This is a genomic window from Streptomyces sp. NPDC043738 (assembly GCF_056436545.1).
Map to the genome: position 1 here is coordinate 1 of NZ_JBWKCJ010000014.1, position 15,668 is coordinate 15,668.

At 71.8% G+C, this 15,668-nt stretch carries 15 protein-coding genes; 4 read left to right on the forward strand and 11 right to left on the reverse strand.

What is annotated here, in order from left to right; all coding sequences use genetic code 11:
- Together AC0680_RS19385 and AC0680_RS19390 are read left to right on the forward strand one after the other, a co-directional pair.
- On the forward strand, nucleotides 1-560 hold a 560-nt coding region (locus tag AC0680_RS19385; RefSeq protein ID WP_478630139.1), incomplete at its 5' end, for an MmyB family transcriptional regulator.
- 224 nt (nucleotides 561-784) lie between these two features.
- Nucleotides 785-1,015 (forward strand): WYL domain-containing protein, encoded by a 231-nt coding sequence (locus AC0680_RS19390; protein ID WP_478630142.1) that lies wholly within the window; start codon nucleotides 785-787, stop codon nucleotides 1,013-1,015.
- A gap of 203 nt (nucleotides 1,016-1,218) precedes the next feature.
- Here the strand turns inward: AC0680_RS19390 and AC0680_RS19395 are convergent, their stop codons facing one another.
- Complete coding sequence (locus tag AC0680_RS19395; protein WP_478630144.1) at nucleotides 1,219-2,202, reverse strand: BtrH N-terminal domain-containing protein; 984 nt, start codon at nucleotides 2,200-2,202, stop codon at nucleotides 1,219-1,221.
- A gap of 430 nt (nucleotides 2,203-2,632) precedes the next feature.
- Between AC0680_RS19395 and panD the strand changes: the two genes are divergently transcribed.
- Entirely contained in the window at nucleotides 2,633-3,091 is a 459-nt protein-coding gene (gene panD / locus AC0680_RS19400; RefSeq protein ID WP_478630146.1) for an aspartate 1-decarboxylase, read from the forward strand.
- A 135-nt stretch (nucleotides 3,092-3,226) separates the two neighbouring features.
- A complete protein-coding gene (locus tag AC0680_RS19405; RefSeq protein ID WP_478630149.1) occupies nucleotides 3,227-3,625 on the forward strand; it encodes a hypothetical protein in 399 nt (132 codons plus the stop codon).
- 110 nt (nucleotides 3,626-3,735) lie between these two features.
- On the opposite strand, the gene AC0680_RS19410 is transcribed toward AC0680_RS19405, so the two are convergent.
- The 10 genes from AC0680_RS19410 to AC0680_RS19455 all read right to left on the reverse strand — a co-directional run bounded on the left by AC0680_RS19410 (nucleotide 3,736) and on the right by AC0680_RS19455 (nucleotide 15,627).
- On the reverse strand, nucleotides 3,736-5,064 hold the full coding sequence (locus AC0680_RS19410) for an NADase-type glycan-binding domain-containing protein (RefSeq protein WP_478630151.1): 1,329 nt from the start codon (nucleotides 5,062-5,064) through the stop codon (nucleotides 3,736-3,738).
- Between the two features lie 3 nt (nucleotides 5,065-5,067).
- Nucleotides 5,068-5,625: a phage tail protein gene (locus tag AC0680_RS19415; RefSeq protein ID WP_478630153.1), complete on the reverse strand. Its 558-nt coding sequence runs from the start codon at nucleotides 5,623-5,625 to the stop codon at nucleotides 5,068-5,070.
- Complete coding sequence (locus tag AC0680_RS19420) at nucleotides 5,622-7,640, reverse strand: putative baseplate assembly protein (protein ID WP_478630155.1); 2,019 nt, start codon at nucleotides 7,638-7,640, stop codon at nucleotides 5,622-5,624. The genes AC0680_RS19415 and AC0680_RS19420 overlap by 4 nt, the downstream gene beginning before the upstream one ends.
- The gene (locus tag AC0680_RS19425; RefSeq protein WP_478630156.1) at nucleotides 7,640-8,080 is read right to left on the reverse strand and encodes a GPW/gp25 family protein; all 441 of its coding nucleotides are present in this window, start codon (nucleotides 8,078-8,080) and stop codon (nucleotides 7,640-7,642) included. The genes AC0680_RS19420 and AC0680_RS19425 overlap by 1 nt, the downstream gene beginning before the upstream one ends.
- A gap of 66 nt (nucleotides 8,081-8,146) precedes the next feature.
- Nucleotides 8,147-10,066, reverse strand: a complete 1,920-nt coding sequence (locus tag AC0680_RS19430) for a VgrG-related protein (RefSeq protein ID WP_478630159.1) — start codon at nucleotides 10,064-10,066, stop codon at nucleotides 8,147-8,149.
- Between the two features lie 16 nt (nucleotides 10,067-10,082).
- On the reverse strand, nucleotides 10,083-10,889 hold the full coding sequence (locus AC0680_RS19435; RefSeq protein WP_478630161.1) for a CIS tube protein: 807 nt from the start codon (nucleotides 10,887-10,889) through the stop codon (nucleotides 10,083-10,085).
- A 1-nt stretch (nucleotide 10,890) separates the two neighbouring features.
- Nucleotides 10,891-11,328, reverse strand: coding sequence for a phage tail protein (locus tag AC0680_RS19440; RefSeq protein WP_362923098.1), 438 nt, complete (start codon nucleotides 11,326-11,328; stop codon nucleotides 10,891-10,893).
- Nucleotides 11,329-14,615: 3,287 nt separating this feature from the next.
- Complete coding sequence (locus AC0680_RS19445; RefSeq protein ID WP_164764585.1) at nucleotides 14,616-14,774, reverse strand: DUF6760 family protein; 159 nt, start codon at nucleotides 14,772-14,774, stop codon at nucleotides 14,616-14,618.
- On the reverse strand, nucleotides 14,771-15,184 hold the full coding sequence (locus tag AC0680_RS19450; RefSeq protein ID WP_363153592.1) for a hypothetical protein: 414 nt from the start codon (nucleotides 15,182-15,184) through the stop codon (nucleotides 14,771-14,773). Before AC0680_RS19450 ends, AC0680_RS19445 begins: the two co-directional genes overlap by 4 nt.
- A complete protein-coding gene (locus AC0680_RS19455; RefSeq protein ID WP_018087540.1) occupies nucleotides 15,184-15,627 on the reverse strand; it encodes a phage tail protein in 444 nt (147 codons plus the stop codon). Before AC0680_RS19455 ends, AC0680_RS19450 begins: the two co-directional genes overlap by 1 nt.
- Nucleotides 15,628-15,668: the final 41 nt, after the last annotated feature.

The window sequence follows — 15,668 nt, forward strand, 5'->3', positions numbered from 1 at the left end:
TGGCGGGCGGATACGCGCCGCACTACCGGGACCGCGGCCTGGACGACGCGTCGGTCACCGTCGTCATGGAGGGGCTGCGACAGCTGCTCGACGCGCACGTGCCCTACCCAGCGCTGCTGCTGGACGACTACTGGGACGTCGTCGATTCCAACGCCGGCGTCGACGCGCTGCTGGAGGGGTGCGCGCCGGAACTGCTGGAACCCCCGATCAATGTCATCCGGCTGTGCCTGCACCCGAACGGGCTGGCGCCGCGGATCAACAACTTCGCCGAGTGGGCGTCGCACCTTCACCACCAGCTTGTCCACCGGGCCGAGCGCACCCACGACCCGCGCCACCTCGCCTTGGTCGAGGAGGCCGGGAGGCATCTCGCCGGCACCCACCAGATCGCGCCGACCGCCAGCCCGGTCCTCGCCCTGGAAATCGCCGCGGGCAAGGGCGGCCCGCTGCGCTTCTTCAGCACCTCGGCGCAGCTGACCACTCCCGCCGACGCCGCCCTGGAGGGTCTGCGCCTGGAGACCTTCCTACCGGCCGACGAATCCACTCGGCGGCGGTTCACCTGACCGGCGCCAGAGCCGCGCTCGCCGCGCTCGCCGCGCTCGGCTTCGACGGCTTCCGCTTCAGCACCGACGTCTGGGAGTTCACCGAGATCGATCACTGGTCCTCAACGACGCCCGCGTCCCGGCCGCCGCCCGAGTCAGCGGCGGCTGTCGCCGGGCGCCAGCAAACTCGTCACGTCGGCGACACCCCCGCCGCCTGGCAGTGCACCGGCAAAGCCCGACTCGACTTGCCGGCCGGCATCGTCGACCGCTGGGCACCAAGCGGCTCGGTCGTCGAACACCTCGACAGCGAGCACTGCCGCCTCACCCTCGGTGCCTGGTCCTGGGCCGGCATCGCCGGGATCCTCGCCACCTTCGATACCGAACTCACCGACCTCCACCCGCCCGAACTCGCCCACGCGGGCCGCCGACTTGTTGGCCGATTGGCCATCGTCGCGGACACCGAAAGCAAGCCGTAGTCGTCTCTCATCAACTCTCATCAACGGTCCTTTGCCCGAGCAGGAGCAAGAAGAGCCGTGCGGAGATCGCGCAGCGTCGGATCGGTTTCGGTTCGCAGAACTCGTTCCCACCCCAGGCGAGTTCGGCGCGCTGTCTTCCATGGCACCGTCACCTTTGCCTCGGTCCGGCTCTGGCTCCGCACACGACCCGCCGGACAGGCCCTTTAGAGCATGCTGAGTGCCTGCATCGCCTCGCGTTCGATGCGCGAGAGCTCATGGAGGATGGAGCCGGCCTGCATGAGGTGCTTCGCGTCGCCGGATCGGCCTGCTGTTGCGATGAGTGCGGCCACCTGTGTCCAGAGGGTGGCGGCCTCGGTATACAGGCGGTGGCCGGTGCGCAGGTGGCTGCTGTCGATCAGCTGGGCACACTCGGATAGGAAGTCCCGGTAGAGATTGCGGAACAGGGCGCCGCCGGTGCCGGCCCTCTCCATGAGGACGGCGGCCCGTGGCAGGTCCTCCTGCGGAGTGTCGCTGCGCTGCAGCCACTTCGGCACTTGCTTGGCGGCCTTCTCGATGCCCCGGTGGCCCAGGTTCGCGATGGGCGGGTTCAGGAAGGCGGTGGCGCAGTTCTTGATCGCGGGGATGATCCGGTCCTGCGGTGACGTCGGGCTGCTGGGCACCGTGATGGTGAAGGAGCGGTGCCTGGCGGTCATGGGGCCACGCTCGGCCCTGGCCCTGGCCAGGCCGGCGAGGCTGGTGGCGACGGCTCCGCCCTGCGGGACGGTGTCCACCAGATAGGCGTTCTGTTCGTCGTAGCCGTACATCGCCACGACGTGCCCACCGAAGTGCACCTTGGTGCTGAAGTAGTCCAGGTGATAGCTGTCGAGCTGAAGGCCGACCGGCCGACCGGCGTCGATGCGTGTCGCCACGTTCTGCCATGCCTTGCGCGGGGAGGTGGTCTCCTCGACCAGCAGCTCAAGTCCGAGTGCGGCGGTCAGGTTCCTCGTGAGCTCGAACGGTTTGACCCGGCCTCCCAGGAAGGGCAGGACCATGCCTTTGCTGTCCCAGTAGATGAAGGACAGCCCGGAGCCGAGCCCGAACAGCATGGGCTCGGACAAGTCGAGCCCTTCATGCCGCAGCAGCGCGCCCAGCGTCGTCGTCTCGCAGTGCTGCATACCGCGAACATCGATGTCTTCCACCATGGCCATGCCACTCATTCTCCCCTCACCAGACGACACGCCGCAGATGGGCGTGCCAGACCACCGCGTCCCAGGCGTGACCCGCCGGACAGGCCGTACGCCGGCTGCGGCTGCCCTCCGTGGCGGGTGCTCCGTCGAGCCGTCGGCCGGAGTTGACCGTACGGGGGGCTCGCCACTGGATGCCGCAGTGACGGCGATCACAGAGAGTCTCCGGGGAGCGTTGCGTAGGCTGGCTGTGTCGTCGCGGTAGGGGAGTGGATGGGGCGGCGCAGCCCTCCCGGTCCTGCCTGGCGATGCGTCAGGAGAGTCGGCAAGTGGTCAGCATGAGCCCTGAGGAAGCTGGGGAGTGCTGCCCGGGGACGCGACTCGCCGTAGGGTAGGGAAACCGCCCTTGACCTGCAAAAGCGCAGGCAGGGAGCCTAGATCCAGGAGTACCTCGATGATGCGCACGATGTTCAAGTCCAAGATCCATCGAGCCACGGTGACGGAGGCCGATCTGCACTATGTGGGGTCGGTGACGATCGACGCCGCGCTGATGGAGGCCGCCGACCTGTTGCCCGGCGAGCTGGTCCATATCGTCGACATCGACAACGGGGCCCGTCTGGAGACCTATGTCATCGAGGGCGAGCGGGGCTCGGGTGTCATCGGGATCAACGGGGCGGCGGCGCATCTGGTGCACCCGGGGGATCTGGTCATCCTGATCAGCTATGCCCAGGTGGACGATGCGGAGGCCCGCGCGCTGCGTCCGAAGGTCGTACATGTCGATGCGGACAACCGGATCGTCGCCCTGGGCGCCGACGCCTCCGAGCCGGTGCCCGGGAGCGGCACCTCGCGCAGCCCGAAGGCCTCGGCGGGCGCACGGGAAGAACGCCAGGTGGAGCCGGTCTCCGGTCGGTGAGACGGGGCCGACGAACGATCGCGATACGCCTGATACAGGATCTTGGGACGGCTGAAACGGGCGCTGCCTAGCGTGCCGGGCATGGGTGCTTTTCGGCGCCCTCCGTACCGAATGCCCATCTGTGAAGGAGCAGCCATGCCCAAGCAAGCCATGTCGGACGCCCCGCGCGCCAAGCGCAACGGGCTGCGTGCCGCCCTCGCCGTCGCGGTGACCGGTGCCGCCCTCGCCGTACCGGCCGGCGCGGCGTTCGCCATGCCCACGGACTACGTCAAGGAGGTCAAGGCCGACAGCGGCGAAACCCTCACGCTGGACGGCAACACCGGCACCGCGACCGTCAAGGATCCCGAGCACGGCGTCACGGGTGTCATGAACGAGGACAAGCCCGGCCCGGTGCAGAGCCGGCTGGACCCGAACGGGACGTACACGCTGACCTACCCGAAGCCTGCGGCGCAGGCCGATGCCACGCCCAAGGTCGTCTACCAGCACGACGGCAAAACGGTGAGGGCCTTCGCCCTCCCGCATGGCCCCGGCTGACGACGGCCGACCGTCCCGGACGACGGGCGGCCCCCGGCTCCGCTCAGCGGCCGGGGGCCGCCCGCCGTCTGGACGGACACCTGCCGCAGCCGGTGTCCATCTCCCGCCGGCTATCGGGCCGACCGGCCGAAGAACTCCAGCTCGGCGATGGCCACTTGCCTGGTGTCCGTCGCGCCGTACGCGGTGTGCAGCACCAGCCGTACGGTCAGCGCATCCCGTACAGCCACATCGATCTTCTGTGCCCCGCCGTCATTGATCCGGGGGTGCGAGACGTGCTGCTTGCCCGCGGAGTCGGTCACGATCAGGTCGAACTCGCGCGGACGGGCCGGGTCGGTGGCCTGCGGGGTGCGTGCGGAGGCCCCGGGGGTGATCAGGATGTTCAGCAGGTCGGTGGGCTGGCCGAATCCGGCCTCCAGGTACTGGCCGTCGGAGTTGCCCGAATAGCCCGTCCCCCACCAGGTGTTGGAGTAGCTGTCGAACGCGAGCTTCGCATCGTGCTTGGGGCCGGAGTGCGAGGCCTTCCAGGTGGCGGCGGGTACCGGGACGCGCTTGGCGAAGTGGTCCTGTACGGCTTGTGCGGCGGGCGGCCCCCCGATGATCCCCCCGACCACGACGGCAGCGATCACCGCCGCCACCACCGCCCGGGTGATCCACCGGGTGCGGTCGCGGTTCAGCCGAGGCCGCTCGCCGGCGTAAGGGCCTTCGGCGACCTCGGGCGCGGTGTCGACGAGGAGGCTGGCACAGCTCCGGCAGAAGTGCCGGCGTGGCCCGTTGAGCGCTCCACAGGTCGGGCACGGTGCGCCGTGCTCGGGGGTCGCCTGCGGGGTACGGACCCGGGGCCGGGACACATCGGGACGGCCCGGCAGCACGCTGCCCGGTGCCTCGGGAGGCGGAGTGGGGGAGGAGCCCGGTACGGGGACCAGAAGGGCGCGGATGCCGGTTTCGGAGACGCCCCCTTCGCCGGCCGGACGGGGAGCGGCCGGGCCGTCCTGGCTGTCCGGCCTGGACGGGGACCGGCCCACGTCCCCGTCGTTCGCGGTGCTGGACGGGAGCGGGACGGTCGGGGCCGCACCGGCGCCCTGCTGTGGTGCGGCGGCCGCGTGGGTGCCGTCCCCGGTGGCGCGAGCGGGAGGGTGAGGAGGAGCAGGAGCGGTGGGGGGAGTGGGAGGGGCGGGGGGCGGCGTGGCGGGCATGGTGGAGTCGGCCTGTGCGGGGTGGTGCGGGGCGCTCTGGCCGGGGGCGGGTTCCGGGGCGTGCGCGGCGGCGGGAGCCGTGGGGGTCGGAGGGGCCGCGGCGGACGGACGCCCCGGGGCCGCCGTGGGCGACTGCGGTGCCGGACGGTCCCAGCGCAGGAAGGCCCCGCAGGAGTCGCAGAAGGACTGGCCCGTCTGGGGGGCGGGGGAGCCGCAGTCGGGGCAGAGGGTGTGGTCGGTCGGCATGGATCAGGTTCCTTCAGGGGTGAGCAGGTGGGTCACCTCGGCCGCGAAGGGGAGGTGCGCGGGACGGGCCGCCGCGACGACGGCGTGCAGACGGTGCGGGTCGACGGCGGAGGGGTCGCGGAGCCGCAGCGTGACCCGCAGCCCCGGGTGCGGCGAGCCCGGGAAGGATCCGAGCGGACGCCGGGACCAGGTCGCCCCGCCGCTCTCGATGATCTCCGGGGCTACCCCGAAGGCCAGTTGGACGGCTTCCGACAGGCCGCGTCGGGTGCCGCGCACGCGGTGCAGCGAGACGGCCGTGGCCACGGCGCGACGGCGGGTGGCGAGCGGCTCCGTCCCGTCGAGTTCGGTGCCGACCCACGTGGTCAGCCAGTCGACGAAGTCCTCGGGCGCGAGGGCGGGCGTGAAGTAGGTCTCCAGGCAGTCCAGCACGTTGAAGAGGGGGGCGAGCACGACATCGAGTCCCTCGACGAAGCGCTGGGCGAAGTCGTCGTCGGCGTAGACCGCGGGGAGCTGCCCGCCCAGTGGGTGCGGGGAGGCCATCCCCGCGGGTGTGCCCCTCATCGGGCCTCGATCACGCGGACGCGGTGGTCGAAGGGGAACAGGAGCGCGGAGCGGGCGAGCTCGATGCGGTCGGTGGCATCCCCCCGGCGGCCGGTGAGCGGGTCGGCGGGGTGCAGGAGGACCTCGTCGACGAGTTCCACTCCGGGTACGCGCTGCAGGGCCGCGAAGATCTCACCGGAGCGCAGCGGACGGCCGAAGGGCCAGCCGTCGCCATGGGCTCCGCCGGTCAGCGGGTCGAGGTAGGCGTAGAGGGCGTCCAAGGCCTCGGCGCGGACACGATCGGCCTTCGCAGCCCGGAACGAGTGCAGCGTCGCGACGACCGTGACGCCCTGGTAGAAGGGCGGGCCGACCGCGAGGCGGGTGCCCACCGGCCGGCGCTCGTCGAGGAACTGCGTGACCCGGCCCAGGAGTTCCTCACCGGGCACCAGCTGTTCGAAGCGGAGCCGGCCGCCGCGGTCGGGCACGGCCTGGGGGACGACCAGCACCCGGACGGCGTTCTCGCCGGTCCGGTCGGTCCCCCCGGCCTGGCCGGCCCCGGCGCCCGCCGGGCTCACGGCGGCCGTCGAGCGCTCCGCGGGATCGACCGCGAGACAGGCGATCCGGGCGGCCTCGGGGGCCGCGCGCCGCGCCAGTTCCTCGTAGTCGCGGGCGGTCACGGCCCGCTCCTGCGCCCGGAGCGTGATCGGTGCGCGGACCTTCGCCTCCTGCACCGTCTCGCCGTCGACCCCGCCGCGCGCCGCCTCGCGGTTCTCCACCCGCGCCACGTACGGGATCGAGCTGCGCAGCGCCTGAATCGCACCGCGCGCCACATTGCCGGACCGTCCGCCGCCGGTGCGGTAGTACGGGACGCGCATCACCGAGCCCTTGGCCGGTACCGCCCCGAACTGCCGTACCGTGCCGTCGGGTTGGCGCACGGAAGGGCCGAACGCGATCTCGCCGGTCGCCTCCTCCAGTGTGAAGTGCCGGTCCTGCGGGCCGGAGGACGCGAAGTCGGGGACGACCCGCCACTCCTGCCAGCCGTCCCCGTCCGAGACCTCCAGCCGCAGCGGCGGGCGGTCGGCGACCACGGGCGCGTGCGCCAGCCGCACCCGCTGGCCGGGCACGCCCGCGGACTCGCCGAGCGGCTCGTCCTTGACCACGGTGGCGTGCACGACCGCTGTCGTTCCCCCGATGGTGAAGGCGGAGGCGGCCCGCACGGTCGGCGAGGCGCTGTAGAACGGCTGGCCGGGCGCGGCCTCGACGACCCGGCAGCGCAGCCACGCGGCGTCCGTCCTGCCGACGCGGGAGACCGTGTGCCCGGCCGGGACGTGCAGCACGACCTCACCGGGCCGGTTGAGGCCGCCGGTGGAGTCCTCCGAAACCTCGCACTCCGCCCATCCGTCGGCGGTCCAGGCCTCCCAGCGCAGCGGCGGCTGGCGCGGGTCTACGCCGACGCCGTCCACCCGGCTGTCCAGCAGCAGTACGGCCGCGCACCGTGGCACCGCCGCCGACAGCCCGAACAAGAGGGTGTCGCCCGGCTGCGGGGCGGCCGCGAAAACGGCCACATCGCTGCCGGCGAAGACGTCCTGGCTGCGGTCCTCGGGCGTGGTCCCCGCCCCCTGGCGCAGTACGGCGGCCAGTTCGCAGGGCACCACGGTCAGATCGTCCTCGGTGGCGAAGACCACCGACTCCTCGGTCTCGGTCCGGCCGGTGGCCACCTCCGTCCCGGCGGGCAGCACGACCGGCTCCGGCTGCGCGGCGGAGAGCCAGAAGGTGACGTCGGCGCGGGCGGCGGAGGGCGGGAAGAGGGTGACGCCCAGCAGGTCGAGGAAGGCCAGATGGTTCTTCTCCGGCACCCGGTTGAGCCGGTAGACGATCTGGTCGGCCATGTGCGCGACGGCCTCGATGAGGGTCACCCCGGGGTCCGAGACATTGTGGTCGGTCCACTCGGGGCAGCGCTGCTGGATGTAACGCTTGGCGTCGTCGACGAACTGCTGAAAGCGACGGTCGTCGAGATGGGGTGCGGGCAGGGCCATCAGGCTTCGCTTTCGGTGGAGGCGAGGGACGCGTCGGAGCCGGACTCCGTGGACGGGATCACATAGAAGGGGAAGACGAGGCTGCGCGGATTGTTGGTGCCGCGCACGCTGTAGCGCACGTCGATGAAGAGCACGGACGGATCGTCCGGCGCCGGGCTGACCTCGACGTCCTGGACCTCGATACGGGGCTCCCAACGGTCCAGAGAGGACCGCACCTCGTAGCGGATGCGCCCGGCCGTCGCCTCGTTGACCGGAGCGAACACCATGTCGTGGACGGCGCAGCCGAACTCCGGCCGCATCGGGCGCTCGCCGGGCGCGGTGGCGAGAACGAGCCGGATCGACTCCTCGACCTCGCGCTCGCGGCGGGCCAGCGCGATACCGCCGCCCGCGTCCGTACGCAGCGGAAAGGCCCAGCCCGCGCCGACGAACTGCTCACTCATGTCCGGTGACCCCCTTCATCTCCGGTGACCCCCTTGAAATGCATGGCCCTCAACTTCCTCGAGTTCCTAGAAAGGAATGCCGTTGCGCAGGACGGCCGGTGCGTTCAGGGTGACCGTGGCCGGCGAGTTGATGGCTGCCGCGGCGCCCGCGTTGACGGCCACCGCGCCGACCGCGCTGACGGAGACCGCGCCGACCGAGTTGACGGCCACCGCGCCGGCCGACTTGAGGCTGATGGCACCGGTCGCGTTGATGTCCGCCACGGCGCCTGCCGCGACGCCGAACTTCGCGCCCGCCTTGATGTCGACCGCCCCGCCGGCACTCATCGTCAGCGACCCCCCTGCGGTGAGCGACAGGTTGCCGCCCGCCCTGATGCTCACGTTCCGGGTTCCCGTGATGGAGACGGAGCCGTCGCTGCGGATGGTGACCTGGGTGCGCGTCTCGTCCATGTGGACGGTGAGCTTGCCGTTGCCGGTCTGCAGCCTGATGCCGCTCTTCATACGGGACTTGGCGTCGACGAGCTCGACGGTGTGACCGCTGCGCGAGGCGAGGGAGCGCCAGTTGATCCGGCCGCTGGTCGGGTCCACCGGCTGCAGCCCGTCCGTGCTGGGCGTCGGCTTGTCGATGCCGTTGTACAGCCCGGCCAGGACGTAGGGATGCTCCAGCGAGCCCCGGTCGAAGGCGCACAGCACCTCGTCGCCGACCTCCGGCAGGATCAGCCCGCCGCCTCGGACGCCGCCCAGCTGCGCGACCCGGCACCAGTCGCTCTCGTAGGTGTCCGACAGCCAGGGGAAGCGCAGCCTGACCCGGCCCAGCTTCAGCGGGTCCTTGGCATTGCTGACCAGCGCAATGGCCACGCCCGGCATGGGCGGCGCCGGATCCACGCCACCGGACGCGAGCCCGTACAGCGACCGGAACTGCCGCCCCGAGACGGTCAACCAGGTGGTGAACTGCCGCCCGGACTCGAAGACATGGCGGACGCCGGTCGCGGTGTACTTCCCCTCGAAGGGGAAGCCGGCGCCCTTGAGCGCGACGGGTTGCCCCGGCTTGAGCTGAGGATTGCCGGTCACCGCCACCTCCAGCTCCGCGAAGGAGCCCGCCACATCGTCGGCGAGCGCACGCGCGGCATGGGTGACCTGGGCCTGGGTGGTGAACGGGGTGTCCGTGGCGGTCAGTTCGGCTGCCCCGAAGGGCTTGCTGAGCGCCCCGGGCGCGATGTCCGCGACGATGTCCTTGCTCGCCGTGGCCGGGGACTGAGCCGACAGCGCACGCTTGGCCCGCATGTCCCAGCCGCGCGCGCCCGCCTTGTCGACCTGCCCGGCGGCGGTGACGGCGATGCGGCTGTGCAGCGCGTTGTGGCCGAACTCCAGGACGTACGGGCTCTGCGCGGCCGGTGTGGTGTCGGCGGGCGCCGACGCGGCCGGGCTGAGCTTGCCGAACCGCAGTCTGCCCTGCGGGTCGAAGGAGAGATGGGCGTCGTTCTCCTGGGCGAGGCGGGTCAGGAAGTCCCAGTCGGTGATGTTGGGCTGGGTGGCCAGCTCGTAGACGGTGCGGGTGGCGTCCACCTTGCCGAGGGAGAGGCCGTTGAGGCCGGCCAGACGGCGCACGATGTCGCTGGCGGTCATGTTGGGGTAGCCCGCGACGCGGCGATTGCGCAACAGCCGGTGCCCCGGGTCGTACCCCCGCACGACCAGCGACTTGCCGCCGGCATCCGCGTCCACCTCGAGAGCGGTGACCTCGCCGGTCACCATGGGCGTGCCGCGCTGCCCGTCCGTGAACGGCGACAGCACCGCCTTCGCGCCGACCTTCAGCTGCGGGAAGGTCTTGAGGATGTCCGATCCGGTGTCACTGAAGGTGAGCTGGAAGGCGGACGGCACATTGACGCTCGCGTCTACCCAGCATGCGGTGAGCAGGGCGGCGAGCTTGTCGGGCAGCGGGGCGCCGCCGATCTCGGCGTGTACGACGCTGGTGTACGTCTTCTCACTCATCGGATCTTCTCGCTGATCATCGGGCGGCCTCGTGGGGTGTCGGGTGACCGGTGGGGCGGCCGGTGGGACCGTGTGGGGGACTGCTCGGGAACCGGTCTTCGGGACGGTCTTCGTCGGCGGCGGGAAGCAGCAGTTCCGTGCCCGGCCGGAGCCGCATCGGATCGTCGATGTCGTTGGCCTCCGCGATCACCCGCCAACGGGTGGCGTCCCCGTACTCCCGCCAGGCCAGCGAGGCGAGCGAGTCACCCGCGACCGTGCGGTGGATACGCCGTGCGGAGAGCGCGCCGGAGGTGGGGTTCTGCCCCTTGGTGGGCATCGCCACTTCGGTGAGGGACAGCGTGCAGGTGGCGCGGATCGGCTCGCCGGTGGGGTTGAAGAGCGTGTACGTGGCGCTGACGCTCGTCACATACGCCACGAACTGCACCGTGTTGAACGACCCCCAGGAGAACCGGACCCAAGGCGGGGACGGCCGTTTGGAATTGACGCTCTGCGCCGTCACCTCGCAGCAGGACAGCAGCAGTTCGATCTGCTTCTGCACCTTTCCGGAATTCGGCGTGCCGGAGGCGTCCAGGAACACCTCCAGCTGCAGCGTGGCGGGCCGGGTTCCGGTGAACTTGGGCGGTGCCCCCCGCATATAGGCGACCGCGGCCTGGGTGTGCCACTCCGCCTCCCGCCCGAGTTGCAACTGGGTCGGATTGAACTGGAACTCCACCTCACCGATGCGGCCGCCGATGGAGCCGCCGAGGTCGGTGGGGGGCTGATGGATCGCGAGGGCGGCCCGTACGAGGCTCGCGCCCGCTTTCCCGCCGGTCGGTGCGGCCACCTCAGGCACCTCCCGCGTCGGTGAACCCGTGGTGCGCGATCTCCAGCGTCTCGGTCGCCACGCCAGGGCTGGCCGGGTCCAGGCTCGGCCCCTGCCAGCGCACCGGCAGCACCTCCACCAGCCCCCACTGCGCGACGACCGAGCCGTCGGCGCGAAGGGCGGCGATCTGCGCGGTGGGCCTGCTGATACCGGTGGCGAGGGACGAGATCCAGGCGGCCACACGGGAGGTGTCGGCGGTGAGGGGCCGGGTGAGACGGATCGTGGAGAACGTCACGCGGGTGGGCAACTGCCAGACGAAGCCGTTGTTGCCGCCCTCCTGCCACTGCTCCACCTGCACCTCGGAGGCCAGGCCGTCGCAGCCGTTGAACAGGCCGAGGTCCTGCCCGTCGATGGTCAGCTTGAAGAAGACGGTGGAGCCGGGGTCCTGGGCCTGGGGCATGTGGATGGTCTTTCGGGTGAAGTGGTGGTGGGCGGGGCCGGCGGGGGGGACGGGGCGGGTCAGCGGCCGTGATCGCGCAGTCGGCCGATGCGCTCGCGGTCGCCGCGCAACTCGGCACGGAGCAGCCGTGAGAGTGGGGCCACCAACCGGCGGGCCAGGGCGTCCAGAGCGGCGGGGTCGGTGGTGTCGGTGGTGGTGTTGGTGATGGACGAGGTGGTTGTTGTGGAAGGAGTGGTTGGGGTGGTTGGGGTGGTTGGGGTAATGGGGGCTGTTGAGGTCGTTGAGGTCGTTGGGGACGTGCGGGGCGTTGGGGCAGTCGGAGCTGTGGAGGCAGCCGGGGGGATCGCGGTGGCCTTCGAGGTGGTCTTGGGGATGCTCTTCGCGACGGGTGCTGCGGGTGCTGGGGGCGCTGGGGGTTTGGGGGCGGTCGTGGAGGAACTGGCTGCGCGCTGGATCGGACGGGGGGTTCCCGCCGGGGCGGGCCCGGGGGGTGTGCCCGGCAGCGACCGTCCGGGTGGGGCGGCCGGCATGAGGGGCTGCCGGGCCGGAGTCGCGGCCTGAGCCGGGGCGCCGGGAGCAGTCGCGGTGGGCGCGTGCCGCACCACGGGAATGCCGGGGGCGGCCGGTGCGGTCCGGACGGTACGCGCAGGTGCGGTCGGGACCGTACGAGCGGGTGCGGTCTGGACCACCGTACGTACGGGTGCGGCCGGGACCGTACGAGCCGGTGCGGTCTGGACCGTACGAGAAGGAGTGCGCGAGGGGTTCGGTGTTCGTGCCGGAGCCGAGGTCGGCTTGTGCAGGGCGACGGCCGGCACGGTCCCCGCTCGTCGGGGCACCGGCCCTGCTGTGCCAGCCGTGCTCGCAGCGCCGGCCGTACCGGCCACCTGGCGGAGGGGAACGGCGGGTGCGGGGACGTCGGCCTGCACGCTTGAGCGCTGCACCGCTGGGGGGCCGGCGGGCTCCGGATCCCGGTGCCCGGGGGTCCGTTGCCGGACGCCAGGAGCCAGCGCGCGTGCCGACGCGAGCGGCGCGCGGCGGGCGGCGCGGGGAGCGGCGAGAGGAGGGAAGGGGGCGCTGGGCGTCAGCACTCGGACCGCCGGCGCAGGGGATTCCCGGGGGTGGGAGTGCGGAGTACGGGATGCCGGCACGGGGGATTCCGGTGTCCCGGATCTCGGCGTGCGGGTATCCGGCGTGTGGGTTTCTTGCGCGCGGGTTACTGATGTGTGGGCTGCCTGCGCGCGGGTTGCCGGTGTGTGGGATTCCGGGGTACGGGGAGTCGGCGGGGGGCTCTTTGATGTACGGCCTGCCGGTGCATGGCCTGCCGATGCATGGCTCCGTGATGTACGTGCCGGCGTCGACGGACCTACGGGAGTGGGACCTGCGGCGGCCGTCTCGGAACGCTGCACCGGGGACGGGGACGGGGACGGGGACGGGGACGGGACTGGGGCCGCAGCCGGGGAAGGGGCTGGAGCCGGGTACGGGGCCGGTGCCAGGGGCGCGGCCGGTGTCGCTGTTGGTGCCGGAGCCGTCGTCGCTGTGGCCGGACGCGTCGGTGCGGCACTCTGGCGACGGATGGCGGTGGACTCGGTGGGTGCGCCGATCAGTGGCTTCCGTTGGACCATGGATTGCGGAGGCTGCCCGGGGCCTGGCGTACGGGCATCGTCGGTCGGAGGCCGGACCGGCTGCGCGTCGACCGGAACATCCTTGACCGGCCGTGCGGCGTCCGCACTCGGGAGCAGCGGCGCACCAAGTCCCAGACGCCGACCGCTGGTTCCGCCGATTCCAGATGTTCCACCCGTCTCGCGTCGACCCGTCCCGCTTCCGCCCGTCTCGCTTCCGCCCGTCCCGCTTCCGCCTGTTCCGCTTCCACCTGTGCCTGAGGTCTGCCGCACGGGCCGACCGGTCACCCGTCCAACTGCTCGCTGGACCGGCCGGCGCGTTCGGTCGTCGTCGCTCGCGGCCGGGTTCGCGGCGGTGGTCGGCGCTGGGCTGCTGGCCGTGCGATTGCTGTTGTCGTCGCCCGAGCCTGGCGGTGTCCCCTCGGGTGCGGGCCCGGGCGAAACCGGCCGTGGGTTCGGGACCGGGCTTGTGCTCGTTGCCGAGCTGGGAGCCGGCGGAGTCGTGCCACCACTCTGCGCCGGGCCGGCACCAAGTGCCGCGCCCGTGCGCGGGGAGGCCTCCGGCGCGCTGTTCTGGTTCGGGGCGATCGGTCGGCGCGGGCCGGCCGCCCGCCGCTGTACGACCTGTTGGGGAAGTTCGGGTCGCACGGTGGCGGGGGCCGGTGCCGGCCCCTCGTTCGCCGGTCCGGCGGCAGGAGTGCCGCCGTTCCCGGCGCGCGACGAGGTGGTTGTCCGCAGCCGGCGCGGCGGTATCGCGACCGTGCCTGCCGAGGTGAGCGGAGACCGCGCGTCGACGGCCTTCCGTACGGGCCTGGCTACGGGCAGAGCCGAGGGGAGGAGGGCTGACCTCTCCCCATGCGACGTGGAGCGAGCGACCTCCCCTCCGCCCGCGGGGACGTCCGTCGTACTGGGCGCGGCCTCGGCGCCAGGCACGTGGGCGCGGCCCCGATGCGGATCGCCGGCGGGTTGACCAGGAGCATGTGTGGCAGCCGTCGGGGTACCCGCCGCACCAGGCGACGCCGCCCGCTGAACCGTGGCCGCAGCTCGGGTGTCGTCACGTGTTGCCTCTCGGGTCTCGGTACGTGCCGTACCCCGGGTCCTCGTCGGTGGTGCTGCCCTACCTCCAGGCTCCCGCCGCGGCTCGGAACGCCCCCCGACGCCCTGCCGCGCACCCGCGCCCGCGCCCGCACCGGGCCCCGCGCTCGCGCTTCCCCCCGCCCCCGCGCCCACCTGCCGCGCGGCAGCGATTCCGGGGGCCGTCCCCGCGCTCTCGGCCGTCGGCTCGGCCATCCGCCCCGCGACGGGAAGCCGCAGGACCGATAGCCCGAGGTCGGCGGGGCGGCCGGCGACCGGCACCAGCGCATCGCGCACCACACCACCGGGTGCCGTGGCACGGACGTCATGCCCCAGCTCCCCTCCGAAGACGGGGCTGCGGTGCGCGCTCAACGACGCGGCGAAGCCGGCCTCCGCGACGGTGCGCGGCGCCCCCAGGACCCGCTGGATGGGGGGCACGGCGGACCAGCCGCCACCGCCACCGCCGCTACCGTCTGCGCTGCCGGCGGCGGCAGCGGCATCCGCAGCCGTCCCGACCTCAGACCGGTGGTGGGCACGCTGCGTACCCCGGCCACCCCGCGACCCCCGCCGCCACCCGAACAACCCCATCCTCAGTCACTGCTCCCGTTCAGCCCGCTCCACCAGAGCGGCGATCTGTGACACGTACGCGCGCCGGTCGGCGTGTTCCAGGTCGAGGATGTCGTCGATGCCCCAGTGGAAGTGGTAGGCGAGATAGGCGACTTCCTCCTCGATACGCCCGGTCGCGTACGTCACGATTCCCCCAGGCGGCTCCCGGCCAGTTCCACTTCGAAGGGCTCCTCGCAGTGCGGACAGGACACCGCCGCGCGCGTGTGTCCCTCCGCATTGATCTGCCGATAGAAGTCCTGCAGAAAGGCCAGGTCGGAGGCGAACATGTTCTCCACCGTCCCGTCGTGCACGGATGCGAGCGTCCCGAGCCGGGTGATGACCCGGCCCAGCAGCACGACCGACAGATACGCCGGGTTCTCGCGCACGCGCACATCCCGCAGCGGGATCAGCTCGTCCCGTGCCGTCGCGAGCCGCATCGCGCCGTTTCGGTGCACCGCGCCGGACTCGTCCACGAATCCGCGCGGCAACTCGAACTCGAATTCCGTACGCAAGGGCTCGCGTTGCTGTTGCGCCCCCGCCGGGCCGTCGCGTCGCATTACTCGATGACCAGCTCTTCGAAGACGATGGTGACCTGCTCGGTCAGCGCGGCGGCGTCGCCTGCCTTGACCCCGCTGGTCTCGACCTTGCTGCACCAGGCATTGCGCATGTTGTAACGCTTCACGGGGTTGTTCTGGTAGTCCATCATCATGATCGTGGCGTTCTTCCGGGCCGAACCCATATCGCCCGCGATGGACTTGTTGATCCACTCGCTGAACGCACCGCTCTGCGTCATGCCGCGGGTGACCGTGCATTCGCCGGCCTTCTTCGTGCCGGGCATCTTCTTCACGACGGGCTTTCCGTCCGCCGAGACCTGCTGGTACTCGATGACGTCCTGCTCCATGGTCAGACCGCTGACCTCCTGGAGGTATTCGACCATCACGCCGTCGATCTGCAGGCCGAAGTTGTGTGAGGTGAGGGCATCACCGGGCTGAAGGGACAAGGTGGTTCACTCCTGTTGGGAAAAGAATGGTGGCGGGGAAG